11 protein-coding genes are annotated in these 12010 nt (G+C 70.0%); 8 read left to right on the top strand and 3 right to left on the bottom strand.

Going from position 1 to position 12010, the window contains the following annotated elements; translation table 11 throughout:
* The first annotated feature begins 23 nt into the window (after window positions 1-23).
* Window positions 24-1487, top strand: coding sequence for a uracil-xanthine permease family protein (locus tag ABD339_RS01855; RefSeq protein ID WP_344561405.1), 1464 nt, complete (start codon window positions 24-26; stop codon window positions 1485-1487).
* Between the two features lie 84 nt (window positions 1488-1571).
* Here ABD339_RS01855 and ABD339_RS01850 read toward each other — a convergent pair whose 3' ends face one another.
* Window positions 1572-2063, bottom strand: coding sequence for a GNAT family N-acetyltransferase (locus ABD339_RS01850; RefSeq protein WP_344561402.1), 492 nt, complete (start codon window positions 2061-2063; stop codon window positions 1572-1574).
* Window positions 2064-2279: 216 nt separating this feature from the next.
* On the opposite strand from ABD339_RS01850, the gene ABD339_RS01845 reads away from it, so the two are divergent.
* The 3 genes from ABD339_RS01845 (at window position 2280) to ABD339_RS01835 (ending at window position 5083) form a co-directional block, all read left to right on the top strand.
* Complete coding sequence (locus tag ABD339_RS01845) at window positions 2280-2987, top strand: DUF5995 family protein (RefSeq protein WP_344561400.1); 708 nt, start codon at window positions 2280-2282, stop codon at window positions 2985-2987.
* 301 nt (window positions 2988-3288) lie between these two features.
* Window positions 3289-4218 carry a TIGR03619 family F420-dependent LLM class oxidoreductase gene (locus tag ABD339_RS01840; RefSeq protein ID WP_344561398.1) on the top strand — a complete coding sequence of 310 codons (930 nt, stop codon included), beginning with the start codon at window positions 3289-3291 and terminating at the stop codon, window positions 4216-4218.
* 274 nt (window positions 4219-4492) lie between these two features.
* The gene (locus ABD339_RS01835) at window positions 4493-5083 is read left to right on the top strand and encodes a choice-of-anchor C family protein (RefSeq protein WP_344561396.1); all 591 of its coding nucleotides are present in this window, start codon (window positions 4493-4495) and stop codon (window positions 5081-5083) included.
* Window positions 5084-5194: 111 nt separating this feature from the next.
* On the opposite strand, the gene ABD339_RS01830 is transcribed toward ABD339_RS01835, so the two are convergent.
* Together ABD339_RS01830 and ABD339_RS01825 are read right to left on the bottom strand one after the other, a co-directional pair.
* Complete coding sequence (locus ABD339_RS01830; protein ID WP_344561394.1) at window positions 5195-6916, bottom strand: flavin monoamine oxidase family protein; 1722 nt, start codon at window positions 6914-6916, stop codon at window positions 5195-5197.
* A gap of 33 nt (window positions 6917-6949) precedes the next feature.
* The gene (locus ABD339_RS01825) at window positions 6950-7747 is read right to left on the bottom strand and encodes a carbon-nitrogen hydrolase family protein (RefSeq protein ID WP_344561392.1); all 798 of its coding nucleotides are present in this window, start codon (window positions 7745-7747) and stop codon (window positions 6950-6952) included.
* 312 nt (window positions 7748-8059) lie between these two features.
* Here ABD339_RS01825 and ABD339_RS01820 point away from each other — a divergent pair, with 312 nt between their 5' ends.
* From ABD339_RS01820 to ABD339_RS01805, 4 genes are all read left to right on the top strand, one after another.
* Window positions 8060-8386: a hypothetical protein gene (locus tag ABD339_RS01820; protein WP_344561390.1), complete on the top strand. Its 327-nt coding sequence runs from the start codon at window positions 8060-8062 to the stop codon at window positions 8384-8386.
* A gap of 492 nt (window positions 8387-8878) precedes the next feature.
* The gene (locus ABD339_RS01815; protein ID WP_344561601.1) at window positions 8879-9499 is read left to right on the top strand and encodes an isochorismatase family protein; all 621 of its coding nucleotides are present in this window, start codon (window positions 8879-8881) and stop codon (window positions 9497-9499) included.
* Window positions 9496-11412: an anthranilate synthase family protein gene (locus ABD339_RS01810; protein WP_344561389.1), complete on the top strand. Its 1917-nt coding sequence runs from the start codon at window positions 9496-9498 to the stop codon at window positions 11410-11412. The genes ABD339_RS01815 and ABD339_RS01810 overlap by 4 nt, the downstream gene beginning before the upstream one ends.
* 54 nt (window positions 11413-11466) lie before the next feature.
* Window positions 11467-11961 (top strand): PhzA/PhzB family protein, encoded by a 495-nt coding sequence (locus ABD339_RS01805; RefSeq protein WP_344561388.1) that lies wholly within the window; start codon window positions 11467-11469, stop codon window positions 11959-11961.
* Window positions 11962-12010: the final 49 nt, after the last annotated feature.

Genomic DNA, 12010 nt, shown 5'->3' with positions numbered 1-12010 from the left:
CCAGGTACACAACAGGAGCGACCATGAGCGGCGGCGGCCTCGGCGTGCGCTGGAAACTGCACGGCGATGGGCGCGTCCCCGCACCCGGTGCCGTCGTACGGCCCGATGAGCGGCTCTCCTGGCCGCGCACGGCGGGCCTCGGTGCCCAGCATGTGGTGGCGATGTTCGGTGCGAGCTTCGTCGCCCCGGTGCTGATGGGCCTGGACCCGAATCTGGCCATCATGATGTCCGGCGTCGCGACGATGCTCTTCCTGCTCACGACCCGCGGCAAAGTGCCCAGCTATCTCGGGTGCAGCCTCTCCTTCGTCGGGGTGGCGGCCATCATCCGGGGGCAGGGCGGCAGCACCGCGACGGTGACCGGGGCCATCCTCGTGGTGGGCGCCGCGCTGTTCCTGGTGGGACTGGCCGTGCGCACGTTCGGCGCGCGGGTCATCCACACGGCGATGCCGCCGGTGGTGACCGGCGCCGTGGTGATGCTCATCGGCTTCAACCTCGCTCCGGTGACGGCCAAGACCTACTGGCCGCAGGACCAGTGGACGGCACTGGCGACCATGCTGCTGACGGGGCTGGCCGTGGTGTGCCTGCGCGGCTTCTGGTCGCGGATCGCGATCTTCCTCGGGCTGGTCGCGGGCTATGTGATGTCCTGGGGCTTCGACCGGGTCTTCGGCCGGATCCACTCCCCCGACGGCAGCGGGAAGACCGTGGATCACTGGCGGCTGGATCTGTCCGGCGTGAGCAAGGCGGACTGGTTCGGGCTGCCTTCGGTGCACGGCCCCGCCTTCTCGTGGTCGGCGATCTTGGTGGCGCTGCCGGTGGTCATCGCGCTGGTGGCGGAGAACGCGGGGCACGTCAAGGCCGTCGGCGAGATGACCGGCGACCCGCTGGATGACAAGCTGGGCACCGCCATCGCGGCGGACGGCGCGGGCAGCGTGCTCTCGACGGCGGTCGGCGGGCCGGCGACCACGACGTACTCGGAGAACATCGGCGTCATGGCCGCCACCCGGGTCTACTCGACGGCGGCCTACTGGGCGGCGGCGTGCTTCGCGCTCCTGTTCGGCCTCTGCCCCAAGTTCGGCGCCGTGGTGGCGGCCATTCCGGGCGGGGTGCTGGGCGGTATCACCGTCATCCTCTACGGGATGATCGGCCTGCTGGGCGCGCAGATCTGGCTCAGCAACGGTGTGGATCTGCGTAATCCGCTCAACCTGGTGCCGGTCGCCGCCGGGATCATCATCGGCATCGGCGGCGTGACGCTGAAGTTCACCGACACCTTCGAGCTGAGTGGTATCGCCCTGGGTACCGTGGTCGTCCTGACCGGCTATCACGTCCTCAAGGCTCTGGCGCCTCCCCATCTCAAGGCGCAGCAGCCCCTGTTGGACGAGGGCACGAGCCAGTACGACGAGGCTGTACCCGCTTCCCCGGCCCGGGAGGAGCTGCCCGGCGGGCGCGGCCCGGCCGCGCGGGAGGGCGGCAAGGGCGGCGAGAACTGAGCTCCGGCCCCGGTGGCGAGAGCCCTCAGCCGGGGCGGCGGCGTCCTCGGAGCTCCTCGCCGAGTGGCGGGGCGGCGGGACCGCTCACCGGGCCCGTCCCGGACACGAGGTCTGTCCCGGTGCCGTCAGCTCGAAGTACACGACCCGGTGGTCCTCGCCCCGGTGCATTCCGGCCGCGAGCAGGACGCGCTGCGAGGCCGCGTTCTCCCGGTCGGCATCGGCCCCGACCAGGGCGATCTCCTGCGCCCAGGCGAAGGCGAGCGGACCGCACAGGGACTCGGCGGCGTAACCCCGGCCGCGCGCCGAGGAGTTGAGGGAGTAGCCGACGGTGGCGGAGCCGGTCTCCCGGGGCGGCCCGGTGAACCCGATGCCGCCCACGGCGCGGTCGTCCGTGCGGCGGCGTATCTCGTGGTTGCCGAAGGGACTGGGGTCGTCACCGGCCGCACACGCCGCCAGGAAGTCCGCCGCGCCTTTGACGTCCATCGCGTCGGGTTGCTCCGGGCCCCATGAGTCCGCCTCCTCCGGCGCCCCCGCGACCACCCGCCGTGCCTCGCGGGGCGTCATGGGGTGGAGCACGAGCCGGGTCGTCCGCAGATCCGTCAGGAGCGGTGGAATACCACGGGCTCCGGAGCGCCCGCACGCCGTTTCTACGTCCCGGCGTCCCGGCGTCCCGGCGTCCCGGCGTCCCGGCGTCCCGGCCTGAGCCTCCGCCGCGCGTTCCCGTCCTCCGTCCGGGGGGCCGCACGGACCTGCTTGACCACTCAGGGTGATCGCCGGTGTCACCCTGCGGAAATGACCTCAACGGACCAGGTGCCCGCGCAGCGCGGGGCGACGCCGGCGCGTATCGGACAAGTGACGGCCAGGATGCGGGAGATCGGCGCGCAGCTGCCGCCGCGGGACGGTGTGGCGGTCTTCAACCGCGTCTATCTGTCGGTGACCCAGGAGCTGGAACGACGCCTGCGCCTCGGCCACTTCGAGGACCGTGCCGCCACCGCGGAGCTGGGCACCCGGTTCGCGGGGCGCTTCTTGGCAGCGGTCGATGCCGAGGCCACCGGCTGCCGTACCCCCGCCTGCTGGCGTCCGCTCTTCCGGTTCCGGCGCCATCCGGCGGTGCGTCCGCTCCAGTTCGCGCTGGCCGGTATCAACGCGCACATCGGCCACGATCTGCCACTCGCTCTGGTGGACACCTGCCGGGCCCTGGATGCCGGACCGGATGATCTGGAGACCGACTTCGAACGGATCGGCGAGCTGCTGGCCGGGCTGGAGGAGCACATCAGAGAGGATCTGATGCCGGGCCCCGACCTGTTGGACGTGGCGGACCCGCTGACTCATCTGGTCGGCTCCTGGAGCCTGGAGCGGGCGCGCGGCGGGGCCTGGGCCGCCTTCCGTGCCCTGTGGGGACTGCGGGGGCTGGGTGATGTGCTGGAGGAGGCAGCCGGGGGGCTGGATGCCACGGTCGGCATGACGGGACGCTGTCTGCTGACGCCGCTGTGCCGCTGATTCGCTGTTGTCGCCGCTCCGCTGATGTCGCTGTTGCCGCTGGTCGCTGTGGCACCGGCTCTCCGGTGTGCGCTCGGTCCGTCGGGGCCTTGGGGCCCGAAGTCTCCCGTGCTCCTGGGGCTCTTGGAAAAAGAGAGGCGCCATTGCCGGGTGTGGCTTCCGCGCATAGACATGTCCCGCGAGGACCGTACTCGGGCATGGTGTGCGCCGGTTCAGCGTTGCAGTGACACGCGGCGCGCTCCGGCACGCCACGTGCGCCCGCCACGAGATGACGGGCCGACAACAGTGCTACGGAGGCGAAATGACACTGCGACTCGGTCTGGGACTGCCCCAGGCAGGCACCATCTATGACTTGAACAGTGATGTGACGGCGGCGGCACGGGCCGCCGACGAACTGGGCTACGACAGCGTCTGGGTGCTGGAGCGCCTCATGCGCCCCGAACAGCCCTTGGACGACATGTACTTGATCCCGGGGATGCCCTGGGCCGACTACTTCCGCTCGGTGGCCGACCCCCTGGTCACGCTGTCGCTCGCGGCGGCCGTGACCGAGCGGGTCAAGCTGGGCTCCGCCGTGCTGGTCGGCCCGCTGCACCAGCCCTTCATGCTGGCCCGCGCGCTGGGCTCGCTGGATGCCGTGAGCGGCGGCCGGGTGATCGCGGGCCTGGGCACCGGCTGGTCCCGCGACGAGTACGCGGCGGCCGGCGCCGACCACGCCTCGCGGGGCAGGTCCCTGGATGAACTGCTGGATGTGTGCGAGGCCGTCTGGGGTGAGGACCCGGCCTCCTACCAGGGAGAGCGGACCCGCTTCACGCCTTCGGCCGTCGGCCCCAAACCGGCCGGCCGCATCCCGGTGCTGCTGGCGGGCAGCGCCGACCGGGCGCTGCGCCGGCTGGTGCGGCGGGCCGACGGATGGCTGCCGTCGCAGATCGACAACGACGGGCTCGCCGCGCGCCGCGCCAGGATCGCCGAACTCGCCGCCGAGATCGGGCGGGACCCGGCCACGCTGAGCACCACCGTACGGGCCTTCGTACAGCTTTCGGACAAGCCCGTGGACGGCGAACGGCGCACCTTCCAGGGCAGCCTCGAACAGGTCGTCGAGGACTTGGCGGGCGCTGCGCGCGCCGGGGCCGATGAGGTGTTGCTGGACACCCAGCTGAGCAGCGACGGCATACAGGAACTGATCGCTTCGGCGAAGGCGCTGCGGGAGGCGGTCACCGAGGCGGGCCTGTAGCCCGTGCCCGGTGAGGGGGTGTGCCCGCTCAGGTGCGGGCACACCCCCTCGCGCCTCGGGGCGCGGCTTCTCCCTTCGGCGCTGCTGTGCGCGTCGGGCGTGCTGTGGCTGGTTCCCGTCGGCGTGCTGATGCGCGAGCACGGCGCGCGGCGGTGAATTCACCAGGGCCGCTGCCCCGGGCGCCGTCTTCGCGACCTGTCCCCGGCGAAGCCCGCGCTACAGACTTCCTGTGCTCCACCCGTACGCCTGGACGCTTCTTCACTTGGAGGAACTCATGGTGGTCTTACGCGCATCCGTCACAACCATCGCCGCTGCCGGCCTGCTGGCTCTCCTGCCCGGTACGGCGACGGCCGCACCGGTCGCGCTCGATGACGGCAGCTTCGAATACCCGGCCGCGCCCGCGAACTCCTTCACCACGCTCACAGCGGGGCAGCCCCTGGGGCCCTGGGCAGTCGACAGCGGTTCGGTGGACCTGATCGGCAGCGGCTTTTGGCAGGCGGCCGACAGGGCGCAGTCCGTGGACCTCAACGGCACGGGCCCGGGCAAGGTGTCGCAGACCTTCGCGACGACGGCGGGCAGGACGTACACGATCTCCTACTCGCTGGCCGGCAACCCGGGGGGCACTCAGGGCGTGAAGACGGGTGAGGTCCTCATCGACGGGCAGAACTTCCAGAACTTCTCGTTCGACACCACTGGCAAGACATTTGCCAAGATGGGTTACGTGGGACGTCAGTTGACGTTCGTGGCCACTGGTTCCTCCACGACCTTGTCGTTCGCCAGCACCACTGCCGCCGGCGCCTACGGTCCGGTGATCGACAACGTGAGCGTCGGCTCCTGTTGCTCCTGCTCTTCCTGCTCCGGCTGACCGCGGCCACCGCTCGTCCTCCGGGGGCCGGGAACGTGCGCCGCCCCGGCGCCGGAGCGGTGACCGGCGCGACGAGAGCCGTCTCCTGACCTGCGGATACAAGCGGCCCGCTCAGTCCTCCGGCAACGCGACCGGGGCGATCTCCTCGAAGGCGTCACCGGGCCCCGGGTTGGTGGGGTCGGTGGCGCCGCCGAGGTGGTGCATGACGCCCCAGACGGCGTTGAGCGCGGTCTGGACGGCGCCCTCGGCCCAGCCCGCCGTCCAGGAGATGTCGTCGCCCGCGAGGAAGAGGCCGCGGCGGTCGGCGGGCAGGGCCTCCTGCATGAAGTGGGTGAACAGCCGCCGCTGGTAGCGGTAGTGGCCCGGCAGATTGGCCTTGAAGGCGCCCAGGAAGTAGGGCTCGTCCTCCCAGGAGACGGTGAGCGGGTTGCCCGTGATGTGGCCCCGGATGTCCACGCCGGGGTAGATCTCACCAAGGGATTTGAGCATCACCTCCATCCTCTCGTTGGCGCCCAGCGGCAGCCACTTGAGGCTGTCGTCGCACCAGGTGTACGAGAGGCAGATGACGGCCGGTTCGTCCGGCCCGTTGTCCAGCAGGTACGTGCCCCGCGTCATCCGGTCGGTGAGGGTCATGCTCATGGTGTCCCGGCCGGTGCGCGGGTCCTGATCCAGCCAGAAGGGGCGGTCCACGGGCACGAACAGCTTCGAGGACTCCATGTAGTGGGTGCGCTCGACGGCCGTCCAGTGGTCGATGGGCAGCAGCGCGTCGTCGCAGTCGATCCGGCTCAGCAGCAGCCAGGACTGCGCCGTGAAGACGGCGGCCCGGTAGGTGCGGGTGTCGCCGGCCGCGTCGGTGACGGTGACGCGGTTGCCCGCCGTACGGCGCAGCCTGGTGACGGCGGGGCGGTGGGCGCCGCCCGGGTGCAGCGACTTGAGGCTGGTGCCCCGCTGCCAGTGGACGAGCTTGTCCGGCTCACGCTCCCACAGCCGCAGCGGCAGCAGTTGGCTGCCCCCGACGATGCCCTGGTGGTCGTCGTCGGCGCCGGTGTAGACGACGCGCAGGATCTCCAGGATGGAGTTGGGGAAGTCGGTGTCCCAGCCGCCGGTGCCGAAGCCGACCTGGCCGAAGATCTCACGATGCCGGAAGGAGGCGAACGCCGGGGAGTCGCACAGGAATCCGTAGAAGGTCTGGTTGTCCAGCTTCTCCACCAGCCGGGACCAGATCTCGCGGATACGGGGCACGTCCCGCCCGCGTATCGCCCGCTGCATCGCGGCGAAGTCGGCGCCCTCCTCCAGGCACGCGTTCCACGCGTCCATCACCTGGTGGTAGACGGGCGGCAGGTCCTCCAGGGTGTGCGCGTAGTGCGACTCGCCCTTGAGATCGACCACCGTGGAGGGGGTGCCGGGCGCCAGGGGGTTGGGGAAGGGCCTGGTCTCCAGACCGGTCAGGCCGATGTAGTGGCGCAGTGCGGTCGAGGACGGCGGGAAGCGCATGGCGCCCATCTCGGCCCGCAGCGCGGGGTCGCCGCCTTCGAAGGAGGCGGTGCGCAGTCTGCCGCCGAGTTGGTCGGCCTCGTACACGACGGGCTTGAGCCCCATCTTCATCAGCTCATAGGCGGTGACCAGTCCGGACAGGCCCCCGCCGATGACGGCGACCTCGGTGCCGTGCTCGGTCGCGGGCACGGCACCGAGCCCGGCGGGGTGGGCGAGGAAGTCGTCGTAGGCGAAGGGGAAGTCGGGGCCGAACATGGTCAGCGGTGGCTGCGCGGGCCGTATCCCGCCGTCCGCGTGGGCGACGTGTTCCTGGGCAGCCGTGGGCACGGTGGAGGTCATGAGGGTGTTGCTCCTGGAGGTGCGGAGGGAGGTTCAGAGCGAGTACAGCTCGGGGCGGCGGTCGGCCAGATACGGGTTCCGCTCCCGGGAGGCCCGCAGCAGCGCGGGGTCGATGTCGGCGAGCAGCAGGGCCGGTGAGCTGTCGTCGGCACGCACCGGAACGGTGCCGTCCGGCGCGGCCACACAGCTCAGCCCGGCGAAGTCGAACTCCGCGCCGGGGCCTGCCCCCCGCGGCGCCTCGTGTCCGACGCGGTTCGCGTACGCGATGTAGAGCTGGCTTTCGAAGGCCCGCGCGGGGACGAGGGTGCGCGCGACGGTCTCGAACGAACGCATGAGGGCGGTGGGCACCAGCAGCAGGTCGGTGCCCGCGAGGGCGTGGGCGCGCACCGCCTCGGGGAACTCGACGTCGTAGCAGACCAGCAGGCCGATGCGCAGCCCCGCCAGCTCGGCCTGCACGGGGAGCCGGGTGCCGGGTGTGTAGTGCTCGGCCTCGTACGGGCCGTACAGATGTGTCTTGCGGTAGTTCGCGAGAGCGACGCCCTCGTCGCTGATGAGCTGGACGGCGTTGTGGAGCGATCCGCCTGCCGCGGCGCGCTCGGGATAGCCGTAGACGACGGCCACGCCGTGCCTCTGGGCGATGCGGGCCACGGCGGCGGCAGCGGGGCCGTCTCCCGGCTCGGCGTACTGGGCCACCCTGTCGCCGAGGGCGTATCCCGTGAGCGACAGCTCGGGAGTGAGCAGAAGACGCGCGCCCTGCGCCGCGGCTCGGGCTGCCGCGTCGTCGAGGGCTCGCAGGCCGGTGGCCCGGGTCTGATGGAGGGCGATACGCACGCCCTCGACGCTACGGGGGCCCGGGAACGGCCACAAGCAGCGGATCTTGCGGAAGAGACCGCGGTCTGTTGCGCGATATGAAGCGGGCGCGGTGATCCATTGCGTCCCGGTGCAAGCCGTCCTGGGGGGAATACGCGCACGAAGCTGGTGTTCCGGCTTGTCGCGGTCCTTTTCTCACTCGTCGTGGCTCTGTCCGCGGTGCTCGTGGTGCTTCGCGATGAGCGGGCATGCGCGGACAACCGTGCCGTGGGGCGCCAGCGCCCTCATCGCCACGCTGGGACTGGCCTTCACGGCGGTGATGATTCTGCTTTCGTGACCGTGCCGCGCCACAACTCCGAGCGAGGCGATGCGGCAGCACAGCGACCACGGGTCGCCATACGTGTCAACCAGGTCTGCCGGGAGACTGCCGACATCGGCGCCTCCGCGTCGGCCGGCTCGGTTGCGGACAGTTACGGCGACTCCATGGCCGAGGCCCTGAACGGGATCCGCAACGCCGAGTTGATCGAGATGCGGGGCCCGTGGAAGGACATCGGCCGAGCCGAGCGGGCGATCTTCCAGCGGGTCACCTGGTGCAACGAGGAACGGCGCCACCCCGCCCCCGGCTACGTACCGCCCGCCGAGCACGGACGCCACCGGTGACGACAGCAGGAAGCCACCCGCAGCCCGCCTGGGACAAGGCCGCCGGACTTCACGGAACCGGGCGGTTCAATCGGCAGCGAGGTACTCCACCGTCCCGGTCAACTGGAACTCGCCTTGGGGTAGTTCTTCTTCGATCTGAGCCTCCTGCCTTGGGCAGGCAAGGTGCCCTGGAAGGTGCGCGCCGCCCCCGCCCATGCTTCGGCAAGGACTACAAGACCGGTTTTCCGGAGGGCATTGAGCGGGCCTCAGCGTAGCGGCGCAGCGCCAAGTCGAAGGCGGGCAGCGGTCGTCCGATGGGGGCGGGAACGAGACGGACAGCCAGTACGAGGCGCCGGAAGCTCCACGCCCGAAGAACGGACCATCTGGTTCCGGCAGAGTCCAGGGGGTCTCCAAGTGTCCGGCCCGCGAGAGGAGAAGCGGTGTTGTACGTGCAGACTCCCGGTGCATATGCTCCCTGCCACGATCAATTTTCGCCAGCACGACCTGGGGGTCTTGATGGGTATCCCGAACATTGCCCCTTATCCGCTGCCTGTACCGGCAGATCTCCCGCCCAATGTGGCCCCATGGGTCCTCGACCCCACGCGTGCCGCCCTCCTCGTCCATGACATGCAGAAATATTTCCTGCGGCCGTTCGCTGAGGACATGACGCGGCAGCTCACGGAGAACGTCGTCTCCCTGAAGAGTCGTTCCTCCTCTCTAGGAATGCCGGTGGCCTATACCATGCAGCCCGGTATGACCACACAGGAACGAGGATTGTTGGCTGATTTCTGGGGAACGGGGATGCGCGCCGAGCCGGGCGAACGGGACGTCCCCGAGCCCCTGACCCCCGGTTCGGGCGACGAGGTGTTCACCAAGTGGCGCTACAGCGCGTTCTTCCGTACCGGACTGCTGGAGTGGCTGCGTCGCCACGGCCGCGATCAGCTCATCATCTGCGGGGTGTACGGGCACGTGGGAGTGCTGGCAACCGCCGTGGACGCCCTCTCACATGACATTCAGACGTTTCTGGTGGCGGACGCTGTCGCTGACTTCTCCGCGGACCACCACCGACTGTGCCTGGCCTACGCCGCCCAGAACTGCGCTGTGGTGACGACCGCCAGGGAGATATTGCCGTGACCGACCCGGCGGATCTTCTCACCCGGATTCTGGCCTCTCCCACAGCGCCCTTCGCCCTGGTGCACCGCGCGGGACCGGAGGGCCGGCACAGGCTGGACCTGATGTCCGGGGAGGTGTGCACACCGGACACACTCGCGGACATACCGCTCTCCGACGGTGCCTTGGGGCCCGGCCACGAGGTTCTGGCCGTCATCCCGTTCCGGCAGCTCGCCGAGCGTGGCCTGGCGTGTGTCGATGACGGATCGCCGCTCCTCGCCCTGCGGATCACCGAACAGGCCGTTGCTCCGCTGAGCGACGTGCTGCCCCTGCTCCCCGATGTCCCGGTCCGGCTCGTGAACGAGGGCTTCGACCAGGACGACGACACCTACGCGCAGACCGTCCGAAAACTGATCGCGGAGGAGATCGGCCAGGGCGAGGGCTCGAACTTCGTGCTCAGCCGGTCGTACACCGCGGGTATCGCCGAGTACGGCCTGGACGCGGCGCTCACCGTGTTCCGGCGGCTGTGCGAACGGGAGTCGGGGGCGTACTGGACGTTCCTCATCCACACCGGGGACCGCACCTTCATAGGCGCCACGCCGGAGCGACACATCAGCCTGCACCACGGCGAGGCGGTGATGAACCCGATAAGCGGGACCTACCGCTATCCGCCGGGCGGCCCCACCCTCGGCGGGCTGATGCAGTTCCTCGACGACCATAAGGAGTCGGACGAACTGCACATGGTCGTCGACGAGGAACTGAAGATGATGGCCGCCGTCTGTGACGGCGGAGGGCAGGTCGTGGGCCCTCAGCTGCGGGAGATGGCCAGGCTCGCCCATGTCGAGCACCACATCAAGGGCCGTTCGCGCCTGGATCCGCGGGAGATCCTGCGCGAGACGATGTTCGCCCCGACGGTGGTGGGCAGCCCGCTGGCGAGCGCGTGCCGGGTGGTCAGCCGGTACGAGCGGGAGGGCCGCGGCTACTACGCCGGGGTCGCGGCGCTCATCGGCCGGGACGGTCAGGGGGAACGCTCGCTGGACTCCGCCATCATGATCCGTACGGCGGACATCGACCGGGCCGGGCAGGTGAGGCTGGGGGTCGGGGCCACCCTGGTGCGGCACTCCGATCCCGCGTCCGAGGCCGCTGAGACCCGTGCCAAGGCGGCCGGGCTGTTGAGTGCCCTGCGCGCCGAGCCGTCCGCGCCGTTCAACGAGGACCCCGAGGGACGGAGTGAACACCCCGGGGTCCGGGCGGCGCTCCAACGCCGCGGGGGCGGGCTGGCACCCTTCTGGCGGGCCGACCACCGGCTGAGGACGGTGCCTCAGCCGCCCCTGAAGGGCCGCCGGGTCCTGGTCGTCGACGCCGATGACACGTTCACCACGATGATCGCTGAGCAGCTCCGGTCGCTCGGCCTCGACGTCACCGTTCGCCGCTACGACACTCCGCACTCTTGGGACGACCACGACCTCGTCGTCATGGGCCCGGGGCCAGGCGATCCCAGCGATACCAGCGACCCGCGGATCGCCTATCTGCACTCGTCGATCACCACGCTGCTGTCCGAACAGCGCCCCTTTCTCGCGGTGTGCCTGAGCCACCAGGTGCTCTGCCGGACCGTCGGCCTGAGCGTGCGCCGCTGCCCCGTCCCCAACCAGGGGACGCTTCGGGAGATCGACCTGTTCGGCCGACGCCGGACCGTCGGGTTCTACAACACGTTCGCCGCGCACAGCGACACCGACACCATCGACGTACCGGGCACCGGCCGGGTGGAGATCAGCCGTGACACCGGCACCGGCGAGGTGCACGCACTGCGCGGCCCACACTTCGGCTCCCTGCAGTTCCATGCCGAATCCGTACTCACCCGCGACGGCCCCGGAATCTTCGCGGACCGCGTCAGGGAGATCCTGTCGCCGGCGGCAGCGACGTCCGCCGCGAACTGAGAGACATCACCAGTCATCGGGGCCAGAACGGCCCCCAGCCTTTGGAGGTTTCGAATGTCCGACGTCGGCAAGCCCGCTGAAGGGTTCGACCGCGAGCAGGAGCTGCGCCGCATCAACAGGGCGACCGTGGAGGAATATCTACGCGTCACGGAAGGCCCGGCCCGGCTTGAGCGTCACCGCCTCCTCACCGAGAACGCGCGCGGCGGCCTGTGGACCACCGATACCGGAGAACCGGCCGCGGTCACCGGAAACCACAACCTGTACAAGATGGCGGCGTGGTCCCTGGAGTGCTTCCCGGACTGGCGCTGGACCAATATCGAGATATTCGAGACCCAGGACCCCAACCGGTTCTGGGTGGAATGCGACGGGGAGGGTCAGATCCTCTTCCCCGACTACGCCCCGGGCTACTACAAGAACCACTTCATCCACTCCTTCCAGTTGGAGAACGGAAAGATCTCGGAGATTCGCGAGTTCATGAACCCGTGTGAGCAGATGCGAGCGCTCGGGATCGAAGTGCCGCTGATCAAGCGGGGCGGAATTCCGACCTGATGACCGCAGAAAGCTTCATCGCGCCGGCGGCAAACGTACCCAGGGGCCC

This window comes from Streptomyces axinellae (assembly GCF_039532135.1).
Classification (GTDB): Bacteria; Actinomycetota; Actinomycetes; order Streptomycetales; family Streptomycetaceae; genus Streptomyces; species Streptomyces axinellae.
Note: the sequence above shows the minus strand (reverse complement) of the source record. Positions and strands in the feature narration are given on the sequence as shown.

Coding starts and splice junctions, on each gene's coding strand:
- ABD339_RS01805 (WP_344561388.1), top strand. CDS start 11,467: ATGTCCGACGTCGGCAAGCCCGCTGAAGGGTTCGACCGCGAGCAGGAG.
- ABD339_RS01855 (WP_344561405.1), top strand. CDS start 24: ATGAGCGGCGGCGGCCTCGGCGTGCGCTGGAAACTGCACGGCGATGGG.
- ABD339_RS01845 (WP_344561400.1), top strand. CDS start 2,280: ATGACCTCAACGGACCAGGTGCCCGCGCAGCGCGGGGCGACGCCGGCG.
- ABD339_RS01835 (WP_344561396.1), top strand. CDS start 4,493: ATGGTGGTCTTACGCGCATCCGTCACAACCATCGCCGCTGCCGGCCTG.
- ABD339_RS01840 (WP_344561398.1), top strand. CDS start 3,289: ATGACACTGCGACTCGGTCTGGGACTGCCCCAGGCAGGCACCATCTAT.
- ABD339_RS01830 (WP_344561394.1), bottom strand. CDS start 6,916: ATGACCTCCACCGTGCCCACGGCTGCCCAGGAACACGTCGCCCACGCG.